Annotated in this window: 24 protein-coding genes; 18 read left to right on the top strand and 6 right to left on the bottom strand. The window is 63.4% G+C overall.

The features are described 5' to 3' along the window. Positions 1–112: 112 nt before the first annotated feature. Positions 113–2794, bottom strand: coding sequence for a bifunctional acetate--CoA ligase family protein/GNAT family N-acetyltransferase (locus EJ068_RS22350; protein ID WP_129554867.1), 2682 nt, complete (start codon positions 2792–2794; stop codon positions 113–115). 141 nt (positions 2795–2935) lie between these two features. Between EJ068_RS22350 and EJ068_RS22345 the strand changes: the two genes are divergently transcribed. The 4 genes from EJ068_RS22345 (at position 2936) to EJ068_RS22330 (ending at position 6119) form a co-directional block, all read left to right on the top strand. Continuing rightward, the gene (locus tag EJ068_RS22345; RefSeq protein WP_127250443.1) at positions 2936–3322 is read left to right on the top strand and encodes a DUF302 domain-containing protein; all 387 of its coding nucleotides are present in this window, start codon (positions 2936–2938) and stop codon (positions 3320–3322) included. A gap of 8 nt (positions 3323–3330) precedes the next feature. Then, positions 3331–5202, top strand: coding sequence for a heavy metal translocating P-type ATPase (locus tag EJ068_RS22340; RefSeq protein ID WP_127250442.1), 1872 nt, complete (start codon positions 3331–3333; stop codon positions 5200–5202). Continuing rightward, positions 5199–5648, top strand: a complete 450-nt coding sequence (trxC, locus tag EJ068_RS22335) for a thioredoxin TrxC (RefSeq protein ID WP_127250441.1) — start codon at positions 5199–5201, stop codon at positions 5646–5648. Before EJ068_RS22340 ends, trxC begins: the two co-directional genes overlap by 4 nt. A gap of 84 nt (positions 5649–5732) precedes the next feature. Further along, on the top strand, positions 5733–6119 hold the full coding sequence (locus tag EJ068_RS22330; RefSeq protein WP_127250440.1) for a hypothetical protein: 387 nt from the start codon (positions 5733–5735) through the stop codon (positions 6117–6119). Positions 6120–6267: 148 nt separating this feature from the next. Here EJ068_RS22330 and EJ068_RS22325 read toward each other — a convergent pair whose 3' ends face one another. Then, entirely contained in the window at positions 6268–7251 is a 984-nt protein-coding gene (locus tag EJ068_RS22325) for a zinc-dependent alcohol dehydrogenase family protein (protein ID WP_127250439.1), read from the bottom strand. A 484-nt stretch (positions 7252–7735) separates the two neighbouring features. Here EJ068_RS22325 and EJ068_RS22320 point away from each other — a divergent pair, with 484 nt between their 5' ends. Next, a complete protein-coding gene (locus EJ068_RS22320) occupies positions 7736–8380 on the top strand; it encodes a helix-turn-helix domain-containing protein (RefSeq protein ID WP_127250438.1) in 645 nt (214 codons plus the stop codon). Between the two features lie 47 nt (positions 8381–8427). Then, positions 8428–8943, top strand: coding sequence for a GNAT family N-acetyltransferase (locus EJ068_RS22315; RefSeq protein WP_042647298.1), 516 nt, complete (start codon positions 8428–8430; stop codon positions 8941–8943). A gap of 62 nt (positions 8944–9005) precedes the next feature. On the opposite strand, the gene EJ068_RS22310 is transcribed toward EJ068_RS22315, so the two are convergent. Together EJ068_RS22310 and EJ068_RS22305 are read right to left on the bottom strand one after the other, a co-directional pair. Beyond that, on the bottom strand, positions 9006–10193 hold the full coding sequence (locus tag EJ068_RS22310; protein WP_127250437.1) for an acetate/propionate family kinase: 1188 nt from the start codon (positions 10191–10193) through the stop codon (positions 9006–9008). Between the two features lie 62 nt (positions 10194–10255). Then, positions 10256–12637, bottom strand: coding sequence for a phosphoketolase family protein (locus EJ068_RS22305; protein ID WP_127250436.1), 2382 nt, complete (start codon positions 12635–12637; stop codon positions 10256–10258). Positions 12638–12925: 288 nt separating this feature from the next. Here EJ068_RS22305 and EJ068_RS22300 point away from each other — a divergent pair, with 288 nt between their 5' ends. After that, positions 12926–13141, top strand: a complete 216-nt coding sequence (locus EJ068_RS22300) for a DUF1858 domain-containing protein (RefSeq protein WP_127250435.1) — start codon at positions 12926–12928, stop codon at positions 13139–13141. On the opposite strand, the gene EJ068_RS22295 is transcribed toward EJ068_RS22300, so the two are convergent. Beyond that, positions 13138–13842, bottom strand: coding sequence for a Crp/Fnr family transcriptional regulator (locus EJ068_RS22295; protein WP_126079224.1), 705 nt, complete (start codon positions 13840–13842; stop codon positions 13138–13140). The two genes, EJ068_RS22300 and EJ068_RS22295, sit on opposite strands and share 4 nt — an antisense overlap. A gap of 206 nt (positions 13843–14048) precedes the next feature. Here EJ068_RS22295 and EJ068_RS22290 point away from each other — a divergent pair, with 206 nt between their 5' ends. The 6 genes from EJ068_RS22290 to EJ068_RS22265 all read left to right on the top strand — a co-directional run bounded on the left by EJ068_RS22290 (position 14049) and on the right by EJ068_RS22265 (position 19226). Further along, positions 14049–15245 carry an NnrS family protein gene (locus tag EJ068_RS22290; protein ID WP_127250434.1) on the top strand — a complete coding sequence of 399 codons (1197 nt, stop codon included), beginning with the start codon at positions 14049–14051 and terminating at the stop codon, positions 15243–15245. A 146-nt stretch (positions 15246–15391) separates the two neighbouring features. Beyond that, the gene (locus tag EJ068_RS22285) at positions 15392–15838 is read left to right on the top strand and encodes a pseudoazurin (protein ID WP_126062654.1); all 447 of its coding nucleotides are present in this window, start codon (positions 15392–15394) and stop codon (positions 15836–15838) included. Positions 15839–16092: 254 nt separating this feature from the next. Next, positions 16093–17196 (top strand): copper-containing nitrite reductase, encoded by a 1104-nt coding sequence (gene nirK, locus EJ068_RS22280; RefSeq protein ID WP_127250433.1) that lies wholly within the window; start codon positions 16093–16095, stop codon positions 17194–17196. Between the two features lie 65 nt (positions 17197–17261). Further along, complete coding sequence (locus EJ068_RS22275; protein ID WP_127250432.1) at positions 17262–18125, top strand: SUMF1/EgtB/PvdO family nonheme iron enzyme; 864 nt, start codon at positions 17262–17264, stop codon at positions 18123–18125. Positions 18126–18148: 23 nt separating this feature from the next. Then, complete coding sequence (locus EJ068_RS22270) at positions 18149–18604, top strand: group III truncated hemoglobin (RefSeq protein WP_127250431.1); 456 nt, start codon at positions 18149–18151, stop codon at positions 18602–18604. Between the two features lie 190 nt (positions 18605–18794). Further along, positions 18795–19226, top strand: a complete 432-nt coding sequence (locus tag EJ068_RS22265) for an ion channel (protein ID WP_126079227.1) — start codon at positions 18795–18797, stop codon at positions 19224–19226. Positions 19227–19245: 19 nt separating this feature from the next. On the opposite strand, the gene hemN is transcribed toward EJ068_RS22265, so the two are convergent. Then, positions 19246–20625, bottom strand: coding sequence for an oxygen-independent coproporphyrinogen III oxidase (gene hemN, locus EJ068_RS22260; protein WP_127250430.1), 1380 nt, complete (start codon positions 20623–20625; stop codon positions 19246–19248). A gap of 107 nt (positions 20626–20732) precedes the next feature. Between hemN and EJ068_RS22255 the strand changes: the two genes are divergently transcribed. The 5 genes from EJ068_RS22255 to ccoP all read left to right on the top strand — a co-directional run bounded on the left by EJ068_RS22255 (position 20733) and on the right by ccoP (position 25065). Beyond that, a complete protein-coding gene (locus tag EJ068_RS22255; protein ID WP_127250429.1) occupies positions 20733–21446 on the top strand; it encodes a Crp/Fnr family transcriptional regulator in 714 nt (237 codons plus the stop codon). A gap of 238 nt (positions 21447–21684) precedes the next feature. After that, a complete protein-coding gene (ccoN, locus tag EJ068_RS22250) occupies positions 21685–23295 on the top strand; it encodes a cytochrome-c oxidase, cbb3-type subunit I (RefSeq protein WP_126079229.1) in 1611 nt (536 codons plus the stop codon). Between the two features lie 10 nt (positions 23296–23305). Further along, entirely contained in the window at positions 23306–24037 is a 732-nt protein-coding gene (gene ccoO, locus EJ068_RS22245; RefSeq protein ID WP_127250428.1) for a cytochrome-c oxidase, cbb3-type subunit II, read from the top strand. A gap of 12 nt (positions 24038–24049) precedes the next feature. After that, positions 24050–24199 carry a CcoQ/FixQ family Cbb3-type cytochrome c oxidase assembly chaperone gene (locus EJ068_RS22240; RefSeq protein ID WP_042647191.1) on the top strand — a complete coding sequence of 50 codons (150 nt, stop codon included), beginning with the start codon at positions 24050–24052 and terminating at the stop codon, positions 24197–24199. A 2-nt stretch (positions 24200–24201) separates the two neighbouring features. Then, on the top strand, positions 24202–25065 hold the full coding sequence (ccoP, locus tag EJ068_RS22235) for a cytochrome-c oxidase, cbb3-type subunit III (protein WP_127250427.1): 864 nt from the start codon (positions 24202–24204) through the stop codon (positions 25063–25065). The last annotated feature ends 6 nt before the right edge of the window (positions 25066–25071 follow it).

Here is a 25071-nt window from a genome sequence, read left to right as displayed (position 1 = left end):
CTGTCACCCGCTTACAGGAATTCCAAGAATAGTGTGCGCGGTTTTCCGTCAGGAATTGCGTCAAAACAAGGAGATAGAGCGTTTCGCCATTTCCGTGAAACAGTGAAACGCTCTAGCGGACTTCCAGCGTCGCCACCGACAGGCCGGGCTCGCTCGGGTGGTGCGCGATCGAGAAGCCGAACTCCAGGCACATTGTGAGCATCTTGCGATTTTCGTTGAGGATCGTGCCTTCGATGCGGCCGATGCGTTCGGCCTTCGCATAGTCGATGACCTGTTTCAGCAGATCCCATCCCAGGCCATGGCCTTGCAGCTCCGATCGCACGAGCAGCGCATATTCACCGCTCCTGTGATCCGGATCGCAGGAAAGCCGGCCGATTCCCGCCAGCGCTCCCGTGTCCTTTTCAAGAGCGACGAAGGCGATGTCGCGCTCGTAGTCGAGCTGTGTGAGCCGCTTCAGCATCTGGTCCGGGAAGTTCTTCCGCAGCGACAGGAAGCGCAGTCTGAGGTCGTCGGGAGAAATCTTCGCCAGGAACGCGGGATAAAGCGCCACGTCCGCCGGCATGATCGGCCGGATGTGAAAGATCATGCCGTCCGACTGGAGATCGCGGCTCCATCCCGACGGATAGGGCCTTATGGCAAGCGTCGGGTTCGGCGCCGGCTCATCCACCCGTCGCGGGTCGATCTCGATACGCGCATCGAGCGCAACCACGCCTTCGGCATCGGCCAGCAGCGGGTTGATGTCGAGGGAGACGAGGCAGGGGAAGTCGACGATCATTTGCGACAGGCCGTTCAGCGCGGCGATGATCGCGCCTCGGTTGGCCGGCTTGCGATCGCGATAGCCGGCAAGCAGGCGGCCTATCCTGGTCGCGTCGATCGCGTCTCCGGCCAGCACGTCGTCAAGCGGCGGCAGGGCGATCGCGGTATCGTTCACGACCTCGACCGCCGTGCCGCCGGCGCCGAACAGAATGACCGGGCCGAACATCGGGTCGAGGTTCATGCCCAGGATGAGTTCCTGAGCATGCTTGCGCGCGACCATGGCTTGCACCGTGTAGCCGTCCGCCTTCACCTGCGGCGACCGCGTGCGCAGGCGCGTCTCGATCGACCGGGCGGCCTCCGCGGCCTTCTCCGCGGTCGCGATGTCGAGGACCACGCCGCCGACATCGGACTTGTGCGAGACTACCTTCGACAGCAATTTGACGACCACTGCTTCAGAGCTTTCGAGAAGCTCGCCGGCCGCCTGCGCCACTTCCACAACGGATCCGGCGACGATGGTTCGCGGCACGGGGATTCCGTAGGCTTCTATCGCCGCTTTTGCTTCCGGCTCCGTCAGCATGCGTCGCCCTTCGGCGGCCACCTGCCGGAAGATGGCGTGCGCCGATGCCTTGCCATCGGCTTGGTCTCCACCCCGGCTCGAGGGAGTCCGCAGCAGCGCCCGCTGGGCTCGCGACCATTCGCCGAGATAGGACGCCGCGATCGCCGCGTCCTCCGGCGTCTCGAAGCTCGCGATGCCGGCTTCCGTCAGGACGCGCCGGCCTTCGCGCGCGGTATGCTCGCCGAGCCAGCACGCGAGAAGCGGTTTTCCGCCGATCTCGCCGTCGTCGCCAAGCTCGGCGACCTTCCTGGCCGCGTCCGGCGAGGAACCGAGCCCGGTGGGGCAATTCATGACTAGGATAACGTCCGTCCCCGGATCCGCCGCCAGGGCTTCGAGCGCCGCCCCGTAGCGCTCCGGCGCGGCGTCACCGACGATGTCGACCGGGTTCGCATGCGACCAGGTCGGCGGCAGCGCACGGTCGAGCCGCTCGATCGTCGAGGGCGCAAGTTCGGCCAGCTCGCCTCCACGATCGACGATCTTGTCGACGGCAAGCACGCCGGCCCCGCCGCCATTGGTGACGATGCCGACCCGCGCCCGCTCGAGGGGAGCGTGACGGGCGACCGTCTCGGCGGCATCGAGCAGCTCGGCGAGATCATCCACACGCAGCACGCCTGCCCTGCGCAAGGCGGCGTCGACTACCCTGTCGGCGCCCGAAAGCGCCCCGGTGTGTGTCGCGGCCGCCTTGGCCGCCTGCTCGTGCCGCCCGGGCTTGATCGCGATAACCGGCTTAAGGCGCGCCGCCGCCCGCGCGGCCGACATGAACTTGCGCGGATTGGGTATGGTTTCGAGATACATCACGATGGCGCGCGTGTGGAAATCGCCCGCCAGCATGTCGAGGCAGTCGCCGACATCGACGTCCGCCATGTCGCCGAGGGAGATGATCCGGGAAAAGCCGACATTGTTCTCGGCCGCCCAGTCGATCAGCGACGTGGCGATGGCGCCGGACTGCGAGATCAGCGCAATGTTCCCGGGCCGCGCAGCCATATGGGCGAAACCGGCGTTGAGCTTCGCCGGGGGAACCATCAGCCCGACAGTGTTCGGGCCAATGATGCGCATGAGCGAGGGCTTGGCCGCATCGAGCATCGCCTGGCGCAGACCATTGGCGTGATTGAGCCCCGCGGTGATGACGACGGCGGCTCGCGTCCCCTTCTCGCCCAGTTCCCGCACGATGTCGGGCACAGTCTCGGGAGGGGTCACGATCACGGCCAGATCGGGAACCCCCGGCAGATCGGCGACCCTGCCGTAGCAGCGGTGGCCGACCACCTGCGCATGTTTGGGATTGACCGGCCAGATCTCCCCCTCGAAGCCGCCGCCGACGATGTTGTCGAAGACAACGCGGCCGACCGAGCCAACGCGCTCGGTCGCGCCGACGACAACGACGGATTTCGGTGAGACCGCGTATTCAAGATTTCGGATTGTCATCCTGGAGAACTCCTTGCCGCCACATTCACCGAAGGCGGCTGGCATTCATTGCGCTGGATCAAAGCGCCATCCGACCCCGGCGGCTAGCTACTGCCCTCAAGCTGTCGCTGCTGGCGAAGATCGCCATGGAAGGAGGATCCGATGAGCTATTACTTCAGCAAGAGCCTCGACATGCCGTTCGCGGCGGCGATCGAACACGTCACCAGAAAGCTTGCCGGCAAGGGCTTCGGCATCCTGACGAGGATCGATGTCCAGCACACGATGAAGGTCAAGCTGGGCGTCGACTTCAAGCCATACATGATCCTCGGCGCCTGCAATCCGCATTTCGCATGGCGCGCGCTGCAGGCCGAGGACAAGATCGGCGCGATGCTGCCCTGCAACGTGATCGTGACCGAGACCGCCCCCGGCAAGACCGAGGTGGCGGCGGTCGATCCGATGGTGGCGATGGGAGCGATCGACAACCCGCAACTTGCCGCGACGGCAAAGGATGTCCGGCTTTTGCTGCGGGAAATGATCGACGAGCTTTGACGGCCGTCATGAACGAATCCGTGCTGCGGCGCGCGCTGCTGATCATCGCCGTTCTCGGCCTGACGCTCGGACTGGGCGTCTGGCGAAACGGTATCGACATCGCCTCGCCCGATACGATCTGGACAGCGGCAACGCTGCCCGTCGTGGCGGCGCTTGCCATCTCGATCTTGCGGGATTTCTGGATCGGCCGGATCGGCGTCGATGCCATCGCGCTGGTTTCGATGTCGGCGGCGCTGCTGCTTGGGCAGGCCTTGGCGGCGGTGGTCGTCGCCATCATGTATGCCGGCGGCACCGTGCTTGAAGATCTGGCGCGCGGCCGGGCGGAGCGGAATCTCAGGGCTCTGACCGACAGGGCGCCGCGTGTGGCGCACCGGAAATCCGCACATGGCACCGAAACTGTCGCGATCGACCAGGTGGCGGTCAGCGACGAGCTTCTGGTGCGCGCCGGCGAATTGCTGCCCGTGGACGGCGTCTTGATCGACGCCTCGGCCCAGCTCGATGAGTCGACGGTCACCGGAGAGCCCCTGCCGGAGCGGCGCGGCGCCGGCGACGCATTGCGCAGCGGCACCGTCAATGTCGGCGAGGCCTTTGTCATGCGGGCCTCGGCCATCGCCGACAAAAGCACCTACGCCGCGATCGTGCGCATGGTCGCCGCCGCGCAAACCGCCAAGGCGCCGTTCATACGCGTTGCCGACCGTTTTGCCCTGCTCTTGCTTCCGGCCACGCTGCTGATCGCCGCCATCGCCTGGTATCTTTCCGGTGATCCGATCCGCGCTCTCGCCGTTCTGGTGGTCGCGACGCCCTGCCCGCTGATCCTCGCGGCGCCCGTCGCATTCATCGGTGGCGTGTCGCGTGCCGCCCGCGCCGGCATCCTCATGAAGGGCAGCGCGGCGCTGGAGGCGCTCGCCCAGATACGCACCGCGATCTTCGACAAGACAGGGACCCTGACGCTCGGCGGCGCCGAGCTGATCGAGATCGACGTCGCTCCAGGCCAGGGAACCGATGAACCGCTGCGGCTGCTCGCCTCGCTTGAACAGGCTTCGCACCACGTCCTTGCGGATTCGATTGTCCGCATTGCCCGCCATGGGAACCTTTTGCTTTCCCAACCCTGTGATGTCCGCGAGCATCGGGGAGAAGGCCTTGAAGGTCAGGTGGATAGGATGTCGGTCGCGGCCGGGTCGAGGCCGCTTGTTCTCGGAAGCGGGCCATTGCCCAACTGGGCCGAGAGCGGAGAGAGCCGGTATCGCGAGACGCAGGTGCTCAGGGTGTTTGTGGCCATCGATGGCCGGCTTGGCGCTGTTTTCACATTCGGAGACGCCATACGCGAGGATGCGCCCGGCACTGTCGAGGCTTTGCGTTCGGCAGGCGTCACCCGGATAGTCATGCTGACTGGCGATGACGGCGCGGCGGCCGAAAAGGTCTCCGCTTCGCTCGATCTCGATGCCGTCTTCGCCAACGCCACGCCGGCCGACAAGGTTGGGACAGTCGAGGCCGAAAAGGCTGCGGCGCCGACGATGATGGTCGGCGACGGCATCAACGATGCGCCTGCCCTTGCCGCGGCGACCGTAGGCATTGCCATGGGAGCCCGCGGCGGGACAGCTTCGTCCGAGGCGGCGGACGTGGTCGTGCTGACCGACAGGCTGGAACCTGTCGCGGAAGCATTGCGTATCGCCAGGCGCACGCGCGGGATCGCCCTGCAGAGCATCGTCGTCGGGCTGGGGCTCTCGGGCGCGGCGATGATCGCGGCCGCCATGGGGCATATAACGCCGGTGGCGGGAGCACTGCTGCAAGAGGGCATAGACGTCGCCGTCATCGTCAATGCGCTGCGGGCCCTTGGCGACGGGCGTCTCGGCCGCGATCGAAACGGGAGAAGGTCATGACGCAGGAGAATCTGGCGGTTTGCACCAAATGCGGCGTGGTCAACCGCCTGCCGCCGAACCGAAACAGCGCCGAAGCGCAGTGCGGAAAATGCGGCGCCCGGCTGTTTTCAGGAGTTCCGCAGGACATCGACGCAGCGAACTTCGACCGTCAGATCGGGCGCGGCAGCCTGCCCGTCCTCGTCGACGTCTGGGCTCCCTGGTGCGGTCCCTGCAAGATGATGGCGCCGGCTTATGAGGCCGCCGCCAAGACGCTCGAGCCGCACATCCGGCTGGTCAAGCTGAATTCCGACAAGGAGCAGGCCATCGCGGCGAGGCTGGGCATTCGCGGCATCCCCACCATGATCCTGTTTCACCGCCTGCGGGAAATCGCGCGCGTATCGGGGGCAATGAGCGCCGGCCAGATCGTCAATTGGGTTCGCGGCCACCTGCCGACAGGCACCAGTTGAGACCGCGGCACGCCGAAGCCCGTTTGACCTTGATCAAGGTGACCCCCGGCCGCCGCGATAGGAATGGCCTCGAAGGAGTCTGCCATGACCAGCTTGCACGACCTCACCCCGAAATTCAGGAACATCCGCCTGCTTCTCGCACGCGAAAAAGGTCATCCGGAAGGAGACCGCGAGGAAGGCTACGATGTGCTCGCACCGCTCACCAACGAGGGACGGCTGGACGCGGAGGAGTGGAAATCGCACAAGGGCTTCTGCCGCGTCCGCCGCTTCCGCACCGGCGAGGACGATCTTGTCGGCCGCCTGCGGCGCAAGCCGGGCGGCCAATGGTATTTCGACTACGCCGAGGGCGATCGTGACGACGAGGTTGGCTTTCATCTCGGCGAGGAGCGCTTCGTCACCGGCGAGTACGTCTCGATCAAGCGCAACGGCGCCATGCACACCTACCAGGTGGCCCGCGTCGAGCAGCCATAGCGCAGCTCGGCAAGCCGTCGCGAGAAGAATGTCGCGCTGCGTGCCTGTTCTCATCGGCCGTCCCGACCCGCCCTGACCGACTCTGCCTGCCAGGGACGAACCGGCTAAAGCAGATAAGACGGCCGTGCGAACGCGCGCTCCAGGACCATCACGGCTTAAGGACGGCGGCGCCACTCAGCCGGCCCATGCGCAAATCATCCAGCGCCTGGTTCGCCCGCTCCAGCGGATAGACCTTTGTGTGCGTGCGCACCCGGGAGTCCCTCGCGATCGGAAAGAACTCCTCGGCGTCCCGGCGGGTCAGGTTGGCGACCGACACCAATTCCCGTTCTTCCCACAGAAGCCTGTAGGGCATCGATGGAATGTCGCTCATATGGATGCCGCCGCAGACCACCCGGCCGCCCTTGCGGACAGCGCGCAACGCCGCCGGCACCAGGTCGCCGACCGGTGCGAAAATGATCGCGGCGTCAAGCTCGACCGGAGGCAATGCGTCGGAGGCGCCTTCCCAGGCAACGCCCAATGAACGCGCGAATTCCTGTGCCTGGATGTCGCCAGGCCGCGTTAAGGCAAAGATCTCACGTCCCTGCCAGATTGCGACCTGCGTGATGATATGCGCGGCGGCGCCGAAGCCAAAGATGCCCAGCCGGCGGCCATCGCCGGCCTTCTTGAGACAGCGCCAGCCGATCAGACCAGCGCACAGGAGCGGCGCCAGCGACACCGGATCGGCGGCGGCATCGAGCTCGAAGGCGAAATGCTCGTCGGCAACGACATGACTGGCGAAGCCGCCGTCGCGCGTGTAGCCGGTGAAGAGCGGCTGGTCGCAGAGGTTCTCGGCGCCGGCGTTGCAATAGGGACAATGTCCGCAAGTGTGCCCCAGCCACGGAACGCCTACCCTTTGCCCAAGCCTGGCTCGCGACACGCCTTCACCGACAAGATCGACGATGCCGACGATTTCGTGGCCCGGCACGAGCGGCAGCCTTGGCCGTGGCAAGTCACCGTCCACGACGTGCAGGTCGGTGCGGCATACCGCGCATGCCTCCACCTTGAGCCTGATCTCGCCCGCCCCCGGCAAGGGATCCGGACGGTCGACGAGTTTCAGAAGCGTACTGGGCTTTTCCAGCACCATTGCCTTCATCACGCTTCCCCGTTTCTCGGAAGACAGACTGGAACGGACCGGCTTTCCCTCGGCACGAAAAATGAAACCTCGCTGGTCCGGCATCCTTTCCTATCGCGAGCGCCTTATCCTGTCCGGATACGGCCGGACGTGGCCACGTCTTGCTGGGACATGCTTTCTGGCACGGAGCATTTCGAAATAAAGGCCTGCGGCGGCAAGATAGGCAAGGCCGAGTATCCCGGTCCAGATTTCAATCATATCGGAGGTCATGGTCGGTTTCCCCTGGTTGCTCCGGCCAGACAATGCCGGGTCAAATCATGCCGGCCTTGATCGCGGTCAATCGCGGACCCAGTTGGCGCACGGGCCAGGTGGCCTGCTCGACACGCCTAGCCCGACCAGGTGATTTCAGGTCGCACTAAGTAGTTTCCCGTAGGGACATAACCGAATTTCGGCATGGCCGGATTTGGGCGATTGCTGTTGCCACAAATTCACTGGGACCACAGCCATGTACGCTCAAGCCTCCGCCAAGATCGAACTGCCGTCCTATCTCCCCCATCAGAGCCCCGCGCCCGTCTTCGAAGGGCCGGCAACGCCGGTCAGCTTCTTCACGGCAGGCGCCGAAATCTATGCCCAGGGCGAAAAGGCCGGCGCACTCTATCAGGTCGAATTCGGCGCGGTCCGCATCTACCGCCTGCTCGCCGACGGCCGCAGGCAGATCAGCGCGTTCCACCTGGCGGGAGAGACCTTCGGTTTCGAGGCCGACGCCACCCATCACTTCTTCGCCGAGGCGATCAACGCGACCGGTGTCCGGGTCTTCCGCGCTCCGTCAGGCACGGACATGTCGCGTCAGCTCCTGCCTCTGGCGCTCAAAGGCCTGACCCGGGCGCAGGAACATCTCCTGGTGCTCGGCCGCCAGAACGCCATCGAGCGCGTCGCGGCATTCCTCGTCGAGATGTCGGAGCGTCAGGGCGGGCTGCGGCAGGTGGAACTGCCTATGTCGCGCAACGACATCGGCGACTATCTCGGCCTCACCATCGAAACCGTGTCGCGGGTCTTCACCCGGCTGAAAGAGAAGGGCGTGATCCGCCTGCTCAGCCTGCGCAGCATTGAAATTTTGAAACGCGACACGCTGCTGGCAATGGGTGAATGAGGCCATTGCGCCAATCCCGCGCATCAATCCTGAAAAGGGGGCTGAAAATGAAAACCATGCTTACGACCCACACCGGATTTCGCTTCGAGGTGCGTCGAGCGCGTCCCGACGATGAGCCGATCGTCGCCGAGTTCTTCACCCATGTGACGCCGGAGGATCTGCGCTTCCGCTTCCTCGGAGCGGTGAAGGAGGTTTCGCATGAGCGGCTTGTGGCGATGACCCGCTCCGACGATCCGCACGTCCATAATTTTCTCGCCTTCTCCACCGACGGAATGCTGATCGCGGTGGCGACCCTCGCCGCGGACCCGGCCGATCGGCGTGGCGAAGTCGCCATCTGCATCCGCGAGGATCGCAAGCATCTCGGCGTCAGCTGGGAATTTCTCGGTTATGTCGCGCGTTATGCCGACGATCATGGGATAGAGACCATCGAATCGATCGAGAGCCGCGAAAACCGCGCAGCGATCGAACTCGAGCGCGAGATGGGCTTCATCGTCACGACGGATCCCGACGACCCGACGCTCGTCCTGGTTCAGCGGAAGCTCGGCGCCTCGTTGCCGGGCTGAGGCGAGTCGCATTTGTTTGATGATATCGCCCGGGAGCGCCGCGCGCTTCCGGGCGATATCATTTAGTCTTTGCCTTCGAAGCCTTCGAAGCCGAGCAACTCAGCGGCCACCGCACGTTCCTCGTCGGCGGGAATGACAAGCACGTCGACCAGGGAATCCGGGGCGCTGATCAGTTCTTCGCCATGCGCGTTCAACTCCTCGTCGAGCCCGACGCCCAGCCATCCCGCGGCTTCGCAGATGCTCTGCCGGATCGCGGGCGCATGCTCGCCGATGCCCGCCGTGAACACGATGGTGTCGAGCCCGCCAATCGCCGCGGCAAGCGATCCGATCTCGCGCCCGACACGATAGACGAAGAGATCGACGGCGCGCATCGCCGCCGGGTCTTTCGATGCAAGCAGCGTCTGCATGTTTCCCGAGATGCCGGATACCCCGAGCAGACCGGATCGCTGATAGAGCAGGTCGGCAAGTTCCTCCGACGACAGCTTCCGGTCCTGCAGAAGGTGCAGGAGGATGCCGGGATCGATCGCGCCGCAACGCGTGCTCATGACCAGGCCGTCAAGCGTCGAGAAGCCCATGGTGGTGGCGTGGCTTACGCCTGCCTTCATCGCGCACAGGCTCGCACCGCTGCCGAGATGGGCAACGATCGTCCGGCCGCCGGCGGCGGCGCCATAACGGTTGTTGAGCTCGCTGGCGATATGGCTGTAGGAGAGCCCATGGAAGCCGTAGGAGACGATGCCTTGCTCCGCCATCTCATGCGGCAGGCCATAAAGCCTTGCGTGCTCGGGCTGCGCCGCGTGGAAGGCCGTATCGAAGCAGCCGACCTGCATGGTGCCGGGCAGGAGGCGGCTGGCCAGGTCGACGAGCTCCAGGTTGATCGCCTGATGAATCGGGGCGAGCGGCTCCAGCCTGCGCAAGGCACCGAGCGTGCGCTCGTCGAGCAGCATTGCGCGGACAAACTCCCGGCCGCCATGCACGATGCGATGTCCGACCCGGCCCACCCGGCGCAGGAGGCCGCGGTCCGCAAGATAGGACGCAACGGCTTCGAACGCCGTGCCGATGGAGATCGGCTGTTCGCCAAGGCTCCTGTCGAATGGCGGCGTCATTGCCGTTGGCGCGACGTGGAGCCGGGGCCGCTCGCCGATCGACGAGACGCTGCCACGCACCAGCAGATGGAGCTCGTCGCGCCATTGGAAGACGGCGAACTTCAGGCTCGATGAGCCGCCATTGAGGACGAGAATTGCATCGGTCATGGCCGGCCGGTCCCCGCCGCTTTTGCAAGCCCGATCCTCTCAGCCCGGCGCCTCGTCATCGATTACCGCTCCCACTTCCAGCCGAGTATCTCGGGCATGTCCTGCCCGTGCTTGCGGATATAGGCTGCGTGCTCGATCAGCTTGCCTTCCATGGCCTGCCTCAGCTGGATGTGCGCGCCGGCCGGCTCGGGAATGCGGTCGAGCACGCCGAGCACGAGATGATAGCGGTCGAGCCCGTTCAGCACGGTCATGTCGAACGGCGTCGTCGTCGTCCCTTCCTCATTGTAGCCGCGCACATGGATGTTGTCGTGATTGGTCCGCCGGTAGGTCAGGCGGTGGATCGTCCACGGATAGCCGTGATAGGCGAAGATGACAGGCTTGTCCCTGGTGAACAACGCGTCGAACTCATGGTCCGACAGCCCGTGCGGGTGATGTTCCTTCGGCTGCAGCGTCATCAGATCGACAATGTTCACCACACGGACCTTGAGGTCGGGAATGTGGCGCCTCAGGATCTGAACGGCGGCCAGGGTCTCGAGCGTCGGCACGTCGCCGGCGCAGGCCATCACCACATCCGGCTCGGCGCCGCCGTCGGTCGACGCCCATTCCCATATCCCAATGCCGGCGCCGCAGTGGACTTTCGCCTCGTCGATGGACAGCCACTGCCAGGAATTGGCCTTGCCGGCGACGATGACGTTGATGCGGTTCCATGTCTTAAGCACATGGTCGGTCACGCAAAGCAGGCTGTTGGCGTCCGCCGGCAGGTAGACGCGCACGACGTCCGCCTTCTTGTTCAGCGCCACGTCGATGAAGCCTGGATCCTGATGGCTGAAGCCATTGTGCTCCTGCTGCCAGACATGGCTGGACAACAGATAGTTCAGCGAGGCGATCGGTCGCCGCCAGGCAAGCTTGCGGCAGGCATCCAGCCATTTCGCATGCTGGTTGAACATGGAATCGACGATGTGCGTGAAGGCTTCGTAGCAGGAGAAGAAGCCGTGGCGCCCGGTGAGCAGGTAACCTTCCAGCCAACCCTGGCAGGTATGCTCGGACAGAATTTCCAGAACCCTGCCTTCCCGCGCCAGGTGGACATCCTCGGGAAGGATCTCTTCCATCCAGGCGCGCTCCGTCACCTCGAAGACATCCTGCCACCGGTTCGAGGCCGTCTCGTCGGGGCCGACGATGCGGAAGTTCCTGGCAGCCCGGTTCAACGTCATGACGTCGCGCAGGAAGCGGCCCATGACACGGGTCGACTCCGCCTTGACGCCGCCGGGCCGCTCGACCGGGACAGCGTGCTCATCCAGGCCAGGCAGTTCGAGAGACCGCCGCAGCAGGCCGCCATTGGCATGCGGATTGGCGCTCATGCGCCTGTCACCTTGCGGCGCGGTGGCGCGGATCGCGGCCAGGGGTGCGCCGGCGGCGTCGAAAAGCTCTTCGGGCCGGTAGCTTCTCATCCACGCCTCAAGCATCCTCAGATGCTCGGGGTTTTCGGCCAGGCCGGAAAGCGGGACCTGGTGGGCGCGCCAGAATCCCTCGGTCTTCAGCCCGTCGACCTCCTTCGGACCGGTCCAGCCCTTCGGGCTTCGCAGCACGATCATCGGCCATTTCGGCCGCGGCTGCGCGGTCTTCGCGCCGCCGCGGGCCGCATCCTGGATCGCCTTGATGCGGTCGAGCGCATCGTCGAGCACGAGCGCCATCCGCTCATGCATCAACGCCGGATCGTCACCTTCGACGAACAGCGGCTCGTAACCGTAGCCGATGAACAGCGCACGCAGCTCTTCCTCGGGGATACGGGCCAGAATGGTGGGATTGGCGATCTTGTAGCCGTTGAGGTGGAGGATCGGCAGCACCGCGCCGTCAAGCGCCGGGTTGAGGAACTTGTTGGAATGCCAGGAGGTGGCGAGCGGCCCGGTTTCCGCCTCGCCGTCGCCGACGACGCAGGCGACGACAAGGTCCGGGTTGTCGAAGGCCGCTCCATAAGCGTGCGAGAGCGCGTAGCCAAGCTCGCCGCCTTCATGGATCGAGCCGGGCACATCAGGCGCCGCATGGCTTGGGATGCCGCCGGGAAACGAGAACTGGCGGAAGAGCTTCTTCATTCCGGCCTCGCCCAGCGCAATGTCCGGATTGGTCTCGCTGTAGGTGCCCTCGAGGTAGGTGTTGGCCACCATCGCCGGCCCGCCATGGCCTGGACCGCAGACATAGATGACATTGGCGTCGCGTTGCCTGATGGCACGATTGAGATGCGCATAGATGAAGCTGAGACCAGGCGAGGTCCCCCAGTGGCCGAGCAGCCTTGGCTTGACATGATCCAGCCGAAGAGGTTCGCGAAGCAGCGGATTGTCGAGCAGATAGATCTGCCCGATGGTCAGGTAGTTGGCGGCACGCCAGTAGGCATCGATGTCTTGCAGTTCCTGCGCGGACAGACGATTGGCGCTGGGATGCTCGGTCATTTCCGACTCCTTCGCTGGGTTGAACCGATGCGGATGAAGCACAACGCATCAACGCTGCCACCGGTTCATGACCGGTCCATGTCAGGACCGGGCGCGCCTTCGATCTATCCGGCAGGGAGCCAGCGGGCTTTGATCCATCGCAAAATGCCGAGGCAGGCCGGCCGCGGCTCCAAACAGCATCGCAAAACTGCATCCTGTAAGACAAGACAGCGCCTTCTTTGCTTCAGAGCAACGAACGCATTGAAAAGACCCGTCAGGATAGTTGTTCGCAAAATGCGGACAGACAAGATGAAACGCAAATTGAACGACGATGCGACGATGGATGGGATCATGCGCGAGACGCCGGCGGCTGTTCGTGTCGTCCTCCAGCACGGAATGTTGTGCGTCGGCTGCCCGATCGCTTCCTTCCACACCGTTTCGGACGCGGCACGCGAGCATGACTTGGACGAGGATCAGCTTCGCTGCGACCTGGAGGCGGCCATTGACGCCGGCGGAGCGGGCTAGCCCTTTGCCGAGCGGCCTTCAGCGATGACGAGGAGGCGATGGGGTTCGACCACGACCACCCTTTGTCGCCCGCTCTTGACCAACCCCTGGTCTTCCCAGGCGGAAAGCAGCCGGCTGACCGTGTGAAGTGTGGTGCCTGTCATCTCGGCAACGTCCTGGCGTGAAATGGGGAAGTCGATCATGATGCCTGCCTCGGTCTTTTTCCCCGACTGCTTGATCAGCTTCAGCAAGGCATGCGCAACGCGCTGCTCCACCTGCTCGGTGGACATCTCGATGACGCGAGCATGAGCGTCCTGCAGCCTTATTCCCACCGCCTTGTAGGCATTGGCGCTGAAGCTCGGGTAGCTCGCCGCGAATGTAGCCCAGAGCTGGCTCGGCCAGGCGAGCGCCACGCAATCGACCGCCGCAAGGGCATTCGCCGGATAGGTCGTCCGGCCCAGCGCGCTGGCGATCCCCATCAATTCGCCCGGGCTTATGTAGCGCACGGTCACCTCATGACCATCCGGAGTCGATTTCACCACGCGCACATGGCCGTCGAGCAGAAGGAAGAACGAATGGGCCTCCTGCTCCTGCTCGAAAACCGGCTGATCCTTGGCGATGCGAATGGACCTTGCCTGTCCGATTATGCGATCCAGGTCCGCGGAGGCGATCCCCTCGAAGACAGGCAGTCCGGCAATCAGCGATCGATCAAGGCTTGCCAACTGCCTTCCTCCCCAACTTCAACGCTGCAATGCGTTCAGGCTCTGCCTGACTGTGTCACGGACGACCGCCCGTCGACAAGTGAAGCCTTCCCCTCGGTGTGGCAAGGCGATCACTCCCTTGTTTGCGCTGAGGCAAATTCCGGACCTCAGAGCCCGGATAAAAGCGGCCCAGCAGGCGTCTTGCCTGGTTTTCAATGGGGCATGTCATGGCAATTCCACGGACGCGGCCAAGCGCCTATCCGGCAATTCTCTCCTACGGGTTCCGGCCATTCTTCCTTCTGGGCTCGCTCCAGGCCGCCATTGCGATGCTGCTGTGGCTGCCCCTTTATTACGGCAGGCTGGTAACCTTCAGCACATTCCTGCCCGTGGACTGGCATATTCATGAGTTGCTTTTCGGCTACCTGCCGGCGGTCGTGACCGGCTTCCTGCTGACCGCAATTCCGAACTGGACCGGCCGGCTTCCCGTTCAGGACTTTCGCCTCCTTGCGCTGGTGTTACTCTGGGTTGCCGGTCGGGCGGCCGTGTTCCTTTCCGCGGAAACCGGATGGCTGCTGAGCGCGGCCATAGACTGCTCTTTTCTTCTGGCGGTGGTTGCGGCCGCCACAACGGAGATCATCGCCGGACGGAACTGGCGGAACCTCAAGGTGCTGCTGCCAGTCGCGACCCTATTTGCGGCAAACGTCATATTTCATGTTGAAGCGCATTACCAAGGCATCTCCGACATGAGCCGGCGCCTGGGTCTTGGAGCGGTCGTCGTCCTCATCATGATCGTAGGCGGGCGAATAGTCCCCAGCTTCACCCGCAATTGGCTGGTGCGCGAGAACCCCGGCCGGATTCCGGCATCATTTGGCAAGTTTGACATCGGAACGATCGCGCTGTCCGCCGTCGGCCTCGCGGCCTGGACCTTCTTTCCCGCCAGTCTTGCAACCGGCGCGCTTCTGATCGCGGGAGCGGTCTTCAATACTGTTCGGCTTGCCCGCTGGGCGGGCGATCGGACACTGGGCGATCCGTTGGTGCTGATCCTGCATATTGCCTTCGTCTTTGCGCCGCTAGGCCTGCTGCTTGCCGGACTGACCGTCCTCGCACCGGGTGCCGTTCCAGCGGCGGCAGGCATTCACGCATTTGCCGTTGGAGCGGTGGCCTGCATGACGCTTGCCGTGATGACCCGCGCCTCCCTCGGCCACACAGGCCGCGAACTGGCGGCAGGCGCCGGAACGCGTGCGATCTTCGTTGCGATCGTCATCGCAACCATCCTGCGCGTAGCTGCGGCCATGGCTCCCGGCGCTCCGATCCTCCTGCACGTCTCGGCGGCGCTATGGGTTACCGCTTTCGTCGGCTACGCCGTGTTCTTTGGCGGAATGCTCACGCGGCCACGCCGGCAAGCGCGTAACAACGCTGAATGAACGCTTGGGCCGACACTGACCATCATGCCGGTTCCGCGCCATCACTTTCGTCGCGGCATTTGAGCTAGCGCAAATCGCCACGTCCTCCGACGATCTAAAAGCGCGCGACGGTAGATGCCGTGGTGAAACAAGAAAGGAACTCTCCGATGAAACTGCCCCTCATTGCCGCGGCGGTCGCGTTGCTCTCGATGGCCGGCGCCGCGAATGCCGAAGAACATGTCGTCCAGATGCTGAACAAGGGTGAAAAGGGCGCGATGGTCTTCCAGCCCAACTTCGTCCGGGCGGCGCCCGGCGACACGATCAAGTTCGTGCCGACCGACAAGACTCACAATGCCGAGGTCATCAATGGAATGCTTCCGGACGGCGCCGAGCCCTTCAAGGGCAAGGCGAGCGAGGAGATCACGGTCACCCTCACCAAGGAAGGTGTCTATGGCGTGAAATGCGCTCCCCACTACGGCATGGGCATGGTGGCGCTGATCGTCGTCGGCAAGCCGGTCAACCTGGAGGCGGCAGAAGCCGTCAAACAGATCGGCAAGGCAAAGCCCGTCTTTGCCGAGCTGTTCGCCGAGGCGACCAAAGCCGCTTCGAACTGATCCGACAGCATGGGGGGCTGCCTCCGGCAATGGCGGGCCGGAGGCACGGGCCGGGCAGACCTTGGGAGAGGTCCTGCCCGGCCATCTTTTTGTCGGCCGCGTGTGCGCGGTGTGCCTATCTGGCCTTCCGGTAGAAGCAAACTCCTCAACAAAGAGCAACTGCACCTGTCACAGGTTTGCGCAAGCGCAAAGATGAGATTCTCGAAGTCGATATTCTGACGATATCGAAATGATTGAAATGAGGAGAGGTTATGATGCTTACGAGACGCGAAGCTTTGCTGGGTTCTGTTCTTACCGCCGCCGCTGTTGCCGCCATCGGCTCGACGCCGGCGATGGCGGCCGTGACGGGTGTGGCAGAGCTGCCGCGCGAAAAGGTCACGCTTGTCGCGCCGCCTTTCGTGCACGCTCACGACCAGGTGGCCAAGGGCGGCCCCAAGATCGTCGAGTTCACCATGAAGATCGAAGAGAAGCCGATGGTCATCGACGCCGACGGCACTCAGCTCAACGCCATGACCTACAACGGTTCCATTCCGGGCCCGCTCATGGTCGTGCATGAGGGCGACTATCTCGAGCTGACCTTGATCAACTCCGACGCCAACACGCTCGCCCACAATATCGACTTCCATGCGGCGACCGGCGGGCTCGGCGGCGGTGCGCTGACGCTGATCAACCCCGGCGAGCAGGTGACGCTGCGCTTCAAGGCGACCCGGTCCGGCACATTCGTCTATCATTGCGCGCCTGGCGGGGCGATGATCCCCTGGCACGTGGTGTCGGGGATGAGCGGGGCGGTGATGGTCCTGCCGCGCGATGGCCTGAGGGACGAAAAGGGCAAGCCCGTACGCTACGACCGCATTTACTATATCGGGGAGAACGACTTCTACATCCCGCGCGACGAGCAGGGAAAGTTCAAGAAGTACGACTCGGCCGGCGACAACTACGACGACACCGTGAAAGTGATGCGCGGCCTTGTCCCGACGCATGTCGTTTTCAACGGCAAGGCTGGATCGCTGACCGGCGAAAACGCCATGAAGGCCAAGGTCGGAGAGACGGTGCTCATCGTCCACTCGCAGGCCAATCGCGACACCCGTCCGCACCTGATCGGCGGCCATGGCGACTTCGTCTGGGAACATGGAAAGTTCGGCAATCCCCCCGCCAAGGATCTCGAGACTTGGTTCATCCGGGGCGGATCGGCGGGCGCCGCGCTCTACGCGTTCCGGCAGCCGGGCGTCTACGCCTACGTCAATCACAATCTGATCGAGGCCGTAGAGCTCGGCGCGACGGCGCACTTCACGGTGGACGGAAAATGGGACGACGATCTGATGATGCAGGTCGAGGCTCCCAAGGCGATTGCCTCATAGAAGGTCGATCGACCTGCGACCCGCCGGCGATATCGGCGGGTCGCAGCCGCTAGCGGAGCTTGAGCATGTCCTTCGATCCTGTCTTCACATTGGGAACGATTGCGGCCGCCGCCCTCATCGGTCTCGGCGTCAGCAATGCGATCGACGGGGCGACGTCCTCGCGGGTTCCAGCTGCCGTGGCGAAGCTGGTCGCCCTGGCGCCCGGATCACTCGAAAATCCGCAGCCTGGTGAGTTCCTCCGGGACAATCATCCCGTACCCGCACCCGTGGCGAAGGAAACCATCGACACGCCACTGGAAATCATGAAGTTCCAGGTGACGGCGTCGGACTATGACCTTTGCGTTTCGGACGGCGCCTGCAAACCTGCCGACTCGCGTCTCGTCGGCAACGTTCCGGTGACGGGCGTCAGCTTCCTCGATGCCCAGGCTTACGCGAATTGGCTGTCGGCAAAAACGGGTGAAACCTGGCGGCTGCCCACCAACGTAGAGTGGGCCTATGCAGCTAGCGAGCGGTTTCGGCCCGACATCGAGGGGGGCGACGGCGACCCGGCGGATCCGGCGAGGCGATGGCTCACCCAATACCGCAACGAGGCGGCGCTCGGCCGTAAAGCGGATCCTGAACCGCGTCCTCTCGGGGCATTCGGAATCAACTCAAAGGGCGTTGCGGATATTGCCGGCAATGTCTGGGAATGGACATCGACTTGCTACGCCCATGTGACGATGACCAGCGATGGCGTTGCCAGTTCGCTCACCAATTGCGGCGTGCACGTTGTGGAGGGGTTCCACCGCACCTACATGTCGAACTTCATCCGCGACGGCAAAAGCGGCGGCTGCGCGGTCGGAACTCCGCCGGACAATCTCGGGTTTCGCCTGGTCCATGAACGCGGCGACTTCCTGCAGGCCGCGCTTCGCCGATTGGGCCTCACCTGACTGCCCCACAAAAAGGAACTTAGATGACTTCGAAGCCGGCCCTGCTTGACAGAGTTCGCCCCGTCGCCGAACAGCCCCTGGCCCGCCCCGGCGTGGACCCGGCCTCGATCGGGGTGCTGGTGCGCGAGTTCTATTCCAGGGTGAGAAAGGATGAGCGGCTCGGGCCTATCTTCGCCCGGGAAATCGCCGGTGACTGGGAGCCCCATCTGGAGAAGATGACGGACTTCTGGTGTTCCGTCATCTTGAAGAGCGGCGACTACCATGGCCGGCCTGTGCCGGCCCATCTGAAGCTCAAGGACGTGACCGAAGCAGACTTCGGGATTTGGCTGGCTCTCTTCGGCGAGACGGCATCCCGCCTCTTCGCTCCCGAGATCGCGGCGGTGTTCGTCGAGCGGGCGGAAAGGATAGCGACGAGCCTCAAGCTCGCCATGTTCTTCCACCTCGTCCATGCCGCCAGAGACGTTTCGGGAAAAGTGTGAGCGGTCAGGTTCGCACCCCTCGCCATAGCCGTTCGTTCACAATTTTCTAAAACAGCGGGATGGAGCGGTTTCGCCGTTTCCTTGCTCCAAGTGACCGGCAAGCAGGGAGCAATCCACCGAGCTGACATCCGGTTTGATTCCGCGCATGGACTGTGATGGACTGTAGCTGTTCGAGCCCCTGATTTCCGCGATGATCCTCAATCTTTTCGTCGGCACGATCGTCATCAGCCTGACGGTCCTGATCCACACTTTCGGCCTTATCGCGATCACTTACGTGATGTCCCGACTCGTTGCGCTGTTCCGGATGCACGGGAGGCGCAGCCGGGTCATCGCCATGATCACGGTCGTGATGGGGCTTTTCGCTGTCATGACGGCGGAAGTCTGGCTATGGGCCGGGATCTACCGGCTGCTCGGAATCTTCAGCGATTTCGAGACGGCGCTTTACTTTTCGACCATCACCTTTTCGACGGTCGGATATGGCGATGTCGTGCCGGCTCATGGCTGGCGCGTGCTGGCGGCCCTGGAAGGCATCAACGGCTTTCTGCTGATCGGCTGGTCGACAGCCTATCTGATCGCGGCTGGGACCCGTGTCGGGCCGTTCAGGGTGGGCGAGCATTTCTGACCCGCTGCCTGAAGCCTATTCAAACCGCCACCGAATGCCTGCCGGTTCCGTTGCTGAGGTATTTGTCGAATTTCGCCGCCACCGTGCGGACAAGCGGACGGCTTGCCGCCGGCACGACGAAGTTCTCGCCTTCCAGCCGAAGAAGCTGGCCCGCCCCGCCGATGGCCAGTCGGCTCGCTTCGCAAAGCAGCCTTTGGCCGACATTTCCAAAGCGGTCGACAAGCTCCACCGCCGAGAAGGCGAAGTTGCACATCAGGCGCTCGATGACCCAGCCACGCGCCTCATCTTCGACGCTGAATTCTATGCCGCGCGCTATCGCCAGCTCTCCCGAATCCACGGCTTTCTGGTATTCACCCGTCGCAACGATGTTTTGTGCATGGCCCTGGCGATACCGGCTGATCGACGAGGGGCCGAGACCGATCAGGGTTTCGCACTGGTCCTCGGTGTAGCCCTGGAAATTGCGGCGGATCTTGCCGGCGCGGGCGGCAACCGCCAGCGTGTCCCCGGGCTTCGCGAAATGGTCCAATCCCAATGCCTCGTAGCCGGCATCGACAATCAGCTGCGCGGCAAGCTGTGACTGCGCCAGGCGCGCGACGGAATCGGGCAGCCAGGCTTCATCGATCATCGTCTGATGCTTCTTGAACCACGGCACATGCGCGTAGCCGAACAGGGCAAGCCTGTCCGGCGCCAAGGTCAGCGCCTGGGCAACGGTCGCCGCGACGCTCTTGCCGGTCTGATGCGGCAGGCCGTACAGCAGGTCGAGGTTGACGGATGTGACGCCCCGCGCCCGCACCGCATCGACAATGCTCTTGGTCAGCGCGAAACTCTGCTCGCGATTGATCGCCTTCTGCACCTTGGGATCGAAATCCTGGACACCGAGGCTCGCCCTTGTCATGCCGATCGCGGCAAACGCGTCCAGCCGACCCTCATCCATGTCGTTCGGGTCGATCTCGACGCTGAGGCTGGCATCGTCGAGGAAGTCGAATTGATCCCGCAACGCCTTTCCGAGCATGAGGATGTCGTCGGGCTTCAGCATTGTCGGGGAGCCGCCACCGAAATGAACGGCGCGGACCCTGCCGCGGCCGCTGACGAGGCCGCCGACCGTTTCGATCTCCTTGTGGAGCGAGCGAAGGAAAGTGGCCACGGGCGCATAGTGACGTGTCTGCTTGGTATGGCAGGCACAGAACCAACATAAGCGGTCGCAATAGGGGATGTGCAGATAAAGCGATATCTCGTCATCGCCTTCGAGAGCGTCCATCCACCCGCGAACCGTGACCGCGTCAACGCCCGGATGAAAATGCGGCGCCGTCGGATAGCTCGTGTAACGCGGCACGCTGTCGCCGGGGCTCACGGTCGGAGCTGGGCGCGGCGGATCTATGGGAGCGGCGGGCGGGGTCATGACGGTCAAACTGCCCGAACGACGCCGGCGAAACCTTGATCTCGATCAAGGCGACTCAGGTCGAAGCCGGCGCAGATTGCCGCTCCTATTTGACCATGGGCGTCGCAATGACCGCCAGACAGGATGTTCAACAGGCCGACGTCCCCGCAATTTGCAAATCCTGCGAAGCGCGGCAGGATGGATTATGCAGCGCCTTCAACGCCCGCCAACTCGCCGAGTTGGCCAAAGCCTCGTGCAGGCATGAGGTTCCGGCAGGCACGGAACTGCCCAACGACGAAACCTACTCCAACCTTCTGTCCGGCGTGGTCAAGCTCACGAGAAATCTCTCGGATGGTCGTCAGCAGATTGTCGGGTTCCATTTCGCGCCCGATTTCCTGGGCAGGCCGTTCGAGGCGAAGAAGCCGATCAGGGCCGAAGCCTTGACGAATGTGGCGCTCTGCTCGTTTCCAAAGGCAATCATCGAGCGGATGACAAACGAGATGCCGGAGCTTGGACGTCTGCTGCTGAAGCATACGCTGAACGAGCTCGACGAAGCACGCGACTGGATGGCGGCGCTGGGGCGCAAGACCGCGTCCGAGAAGGTCGCAAGCTTCCTCCTCATGGTCGCCAGAAACACCGATCCCGCGCACCATCCGGCGAGCCCGATAAGCTTCGACCTGCCGCTGACACGCACCGATATCGCCGATTTTCTCGGGCTGACCATCGAGACGGTCAGCCGGGAATTGTCCAGGTTGCGGTCCGACGGCACGATCCGGATCGTCAACAAGCGGCAGATCAGCCTCGCAAGCATGGCTCAGCTCGAGGAACGCTGCGGCGACTGAGCGGCGACGATCCTCCTGCGAGCCTTCGCTTTGCTTGATACCACCAAGGTCCCAAGGTTCGGCCTTGCAGGTCGTTTCGCTGGCGTCCCTGCCTGAAGCGGGATCAGTTTCCGACGCCCTCCAAATAAAAGCAGTGCGCGTTTGACCTGGATCAAGGCCGGGGGGCCGGGAAATCTCGAAAAGGTGCCTCGGGCGGGTATTTCCGCCGGAACTTTCGAGACGAGATCGGGGACTTGCGATGAAATTTGGCACGGAGATCGTCCTTCTAAGCCTGTTCGCCTTTGGCGCCCTCGTAGCCGCCGGCTTCGGGGTGGATGAACCTTTTCGCCAGCACATGTGGGTTTTGTTCTTGGCCGTGGCTGGATTCACCGCGGTTCTGCTGCGCACTACGGATTTCAAGCCCGCGGCGCCGATCGACCCATCCGCCTACATGGATGGTCCGATCCGCTACGGCGCCATTGCGACGGTATTCTGGGGCGTCGTCGGCATGCTGGTCGGCTTGATCATCGCTCTGGAGCTTGCATACCCTCAGCTTAACATCGGGCCCTGGTTCAATTTCGGCCGGCTGCGGCCGCTTCATACCTCCGGTGTGATCTTCGCCTTTGGCGGCAACGCCCTTCTGTGCACATCCATGTATGTCGTGCAGCGCACGTCCCGCGCGAGGCTGTTCGGCGGCAATCTCGCCTGGTTCGTCTTCTGGGGCTATCAGCTGTTCATCCTCATGGCCGCGACCGGCTATCTGCTGGGCATCACCGAAGGCCGCGAATATGCCGAGCCGGAATGGTATGTCGACCTCTGGCTGACGATCGTCTGGGTCGCGTATCTGATCCTTTTCCTCGGCACCATTCTGAAGCGCAAGGAACCGCATATCTACGTCGCCAACTGGTTCTACCTGTCCTTCATCGTCACCATCGCGATGCTGCATGTCGTCAACAACCTGACGATGCCGGTCTCGTTCCTCGGCTCGAAGAGCTACTCGGCATTCTCGGGTGTTCAGGACGCGCTGACGCAGTGGTGGTACGGCCATAATGCGGTCGGGTTTTTCCTGACGGCGGGCTTCCTCGGCATGATGTACTACTTCGTGCCCAAGCAGGTGAACCGCCCGGTCTATTCCTACCGGCTGTCGATCATCCACTTCTGGGCGCTGATCTTCCTCTATATCTGGGCAGGACCGCACCACCTCCATTACACCGCCCTGCCCGACTGGGCGCAGACGCTCGGCATGGTGTTCTCGATCATGCTGTGGATGCCGTCCTGGGGCGGCATGATCAACGGCCTCATGACCCTCTCCGGCGCCTGGGACAAGATCCGCACCGACCCGATCGTCCGCATGATGGTGGCGGCCATCGCCTTCTACGGCATGTCGACCTTCGAAGGGCCGATGATGTCGATCAAGACGGTCAACTCGCTGTCGCACTACACGGACTGGACAATCGGCCACGTCCATTCGGGCGCGCTCGGCTGGGTCGGCCTGATCAGCTTCGGCGCGATCTACTACATGGTGCCCAAGCTCTGGAACCGCGAGCGGCTCTATTCGATGCGCCTCGTCACCTGGCACTTCTGGCTGGCGACGCTCGGCATCGTTGTCTACGCGGCGGTGATGTGGGTCTCGGGCATCATGCAGGGGCTCATGTGGCGCGAATACGACGAGCAGGGTTTCCTCGTCTATTCCTTCGCCGAGACGGTCGCCGCGATGCATCCCTACTACATCATGCGCGCCGCGGGCGGCGCCATGTACCTGGCCGGCATGCTGATCATGGCCTGGAACATCACCATGACCATCCGTGGCTACCAGCGCAAAGAGCAGCCTTTGCCGGGTTCCGCCCCCGCCCTCCAGCCTGCCGAATAAGGAGCCAGACATGGGCCTGATAGACAAACACGCGCTGATCGAGAAGAACGCGACGCTTCTTCTCGTCGGATCCCTGCTGGTCGTGACCGTTGGCGGTATCGTCGAGATCGCGCCGCTCTTCTATCTCGACAACACGATCGAGGAGGTCGAGGGCATGCGCCCCTACACCCCGCTGGAGCTTGCCGGACGCAACATCTATGTGCGCGAGGGATGCTATCTCTGCCACAGCCAGATGATCCGGCCGTTCCGCGACGAGGTGGAACGCTACGGCCATTACAGCCTGGCGGCAGAGTCGATGTACGACCACCCCTTCCAGTGGGGATCCAAGCGAACCGGACCGGATCTTGCTCGCGTCGGCGATCGCTACTCCAACAGCTGGCAAGTTCAGCATCTTGCCGACCCGCGCTCCGTGGTGCCTGAATCGGTCATGCCGAACTACGCGTTCTTGAAAGACACGCCGATCGAGGTGAAGGATTTCTCGACGCATCTGGTTGCGAACAGGCGCGTCGGGGTGCCCTACTCCGACGACATGGTCGCCAACGCAAACGCCGACCTGACGGCGCAGGCCGATCCCAATGCCGACACGACCGGCCTGGAGAAACGCTACCCCAAGGCCAAGATCGGCGACTTCGACGGCAACCCGCAACAGGTCACCGAGATGGATGCTCTCGTAGCCTATCTCCAGATGCTCGGCACCCTGGTCGATTTCAAGAACTACGACGAAGCAGCCGGCTACCGCTGAGGAGGGCAACCGATGGAATACAACTTGATGCGGGAGTTCGCCGACAGTTGGGGCCTGCTTGCCATGGCTTTGTTCTTTGTCGGCTGCATTGTCTTCGCGCTGCGTCCGGGTGGCAGAAAGCATGCCGACGACGCCGCTAAAATTCCTCTCCAGGACGATTGATCATGAGCAACGAGCATATCGACGAAATCTCGGGCATCACGACGACCGGCCATGAATGGGACGGTATCAAGGAGCTCAACAATCCTCTGCCGCGCTGGTGGGTGATCACCTTCTACATCACCGTGGCCTGGGCGCTCGCATACACGATTGCCTATCCCGCCTGGCCGATGCTGAGTTCCGCCACCAGGGGCGTCCTGGGCTTCTCCAGCCGCAATGACGTCAAGAACGAGATGGCCGCGGCTGACGCCGCCAAGGCCAAATACGTCACGGCAATACAGTCCAAGACCGTTTCGGAAATCGCCGCTGACGACACGTTGCGCGAGTTCGCCGTCGCCGCCGGCGGCGCGGCGTTCAAGGTGAATTGCGTGCAGTGCCACGGCTCCGGCGCGCAAGGATCGACAGGGTTTCCGAACCTCAACGATGACGATTGGCTCTGGGGCGGCAAGGCGGAGGAGATCCAGCAGACGATCACGCACGGCATCCGCTTCGCAGCGGACCCCGACACCCGTCAATCCGAGATGACCGCCTTTGCCGACGTGCTCAAGCCGGAACAGATCGCCCAGGTCAGCGCCTATGTGGCGAGCCTTTCCGGACCGGTACAGGACAAGAGTCTGATCGAGCCCGGCGCCAAGGTTTTCGCGGACAATTGCGCCGCCTGCCATGGCGAGAACGCTAAGGGCAACCGCGACCTCGGAGCACCTGATCTGACGGATGCCATCTGGCTCCACGGTTCCGGCGAGGCCGCGATTGCTGCCCAGGTGCGAGCCCCGAAGAACGGGGTGATGCCTGCCTGGGTCGGCCGTCTCGGCGAGACGACGGTCAAGGAGCTGGCTGTCTATGTCCATTCGCTTGGCGGCGGAGAATAGGAGCGG

Source organism: Mesorhizobium sp. M2A.F.Ca.ET.043.02.1.1, from assembly GCF_003952405.1.
Taxonomy (GTDB): domain Bacteria; phylum Pseudomonadota; class Alphaproteobacteria; order Rhizobiales; family Rhizobiaceae; genus Mesorhizobium.
The sequence above is the reverse complement of the archived record's forward strand: the minus strand, read 5'-3'. Positions and strand labels throughout refer to the sequence as shown.

Bases quoted from the DNA above. Each gene is read 5' to 3' on its own strand.
- EJ068_RS22350 (WP_129554867.1), bottom strand. From the start codon at position 2,794: ATGACAATCCGAAATCTTGAATACGCGGTCTCACCGAAATCCGTCGTT.
- EJ068_RS22345 (WP_127250443.1), top strand. From the start codon at position 2,936: ATGAGCTATTACTTCAGCAAGAGCCTCGACATGCCGTTCGCGGCGGCG.
- EJ068_RS22340 (WP_127250442.1), top strand. From the start codon at position 3,331: ATGAACGAATCCGTGCTGCGGCGCGCGCTGCTGATCATCGCCGTTCTC.
- trxC (WP_127250441.1), top strand. From the start codon at position 5,199: ATGACGCAGGAGAATCTGGCGGTTTGCACCAAATGCGGCGTGGTCAAC.
- EJ068_RS22330 (WP_127250440.1), top strand. From the start codon at position 5,733: ATGACCAGCTTGCACGACCTCACCCCGAAATTCAGGAACATCCGCCTG.
- EJ068_RS22325 (WP_127250439.1), bottom strand. From the start codon at position 7,251: ATGAAGGCAATGGTGCTGGAAAAGCCCAGTACGCTTCTGAAACTCGTC.
- EJ068_RS22320 (WP_127250438.1), top strand. From the start codon at position 7,736: ATGTACGCTCAAGCCTCCGCCAAGATCGAACTGCCGTCCTATCTCCCC.
- EJ068_RS22315 (WP_042647298.1), top strand. From the start codon at position 8,428: ATGAAAACCATGCTTACGACCCACACCGGATTTCGCTTCGAGGTGCGT.
- EJ068_RS22310 (WP_127250437.1), bottom strand. From the start codon at position 10,193: ATGACCGATGCAATTCTCGTCCTCAATGGCGGCTCATCGAGCCTGAAG.
- EJ068_RS22305 (WP_127250436.1), bottom strand. From the start codon at position 12,637: ATGACCGAGCATCCCAGCGCCAATCGTCTGTCCGCGCAGGAACTGCAA.
- EJ068_RS22300 (WP_127250435.1), top strand. From the start codon at position 12,926: ATGAAACGCAAATTGAACGACGATGCGACGATGGATGGGATCATGCGC.
- EJ068_RS22290 (WP_127250434.1), top strand. From the start codon at position 14,049: ATGGCAATTCCACGGACGCGGCCAAGCGCCTATCCGGCAATTCTCTCC.
- EJ068_RS22285 (WP_126062654.1), top strand. From the start codon at position 15,392: ATGAAACTGCCCCTCATTGCCGCGGCGGTCGCGTTGCTCTCGATGGCC.
- nirK (WP_127250433.1), top strand. From the start codon at position 16,093: ATGCTTACGAGACGCGAAGCTTTGCTGGGTTCTGTTCTTACCGCCGCC.
- EJ068_RS22275 (WP_127250432.1), top strand. From the start codon at position 17,262: ATGTCCTTCGATCCTGTCTTCACATTGGGAACGATTGCGGCCGCCGCC.
- EJ068_RS22270 (WP_127250431.1), top strand. From the start codon at position 18,149: ATGACTTCGAAGCCGGCCCTGCTTGACAGAGTTCGCCCCGTCGCCGAA.
- EJ068_RS22265 (WP_126079227.1), top strand. From the start codon at position 18,795: ATGATCCTCAATCTTTTCGTCGGCACGATCGTCATCAGCCTGACGGTC.
- hemN (WP_127250430.1), bottom strand. From the start codon at position 20,625: ATGACCCCGCCCGCCGCTCCCATAGATCCGCCGCGCCCAGCTCCGACC.
- EJ068_RS22255 (WP_127250429.1), top strand. From the start codon at position 20,733: ATGACCGCCAGACAGGATGTTCAACAGGCCGACGTCCCCGCAATTTGC.
- ccoN (WP_126079229.1), top strand. From the start codon at position 21,685: ATGAAATTTGGCACGGAGATCGTCCTTCTAAGCCTGTTCGCCTTTGGC.
- ccoO (WP_127250428.1), top strand. From the start codon at position 23,306: ATGGGCCTGATAGACAAACACGCGCTGATCGAGAAGAACGCGACGCTT.
- EJ068_RS22240 (WP_042647191.1), top strand. From the start codon at position 24,050: ATGGAATACAACTTGATGCGGGAGTTCGCCGACAGTTGGGGCCTGCTT.
- ccoP (WP_127250427.1), top strand. From the start codon at position 24,202: ATGAGCAACGAGCATATCGACGAAATCTCGGGCATCACGACGACCGGC.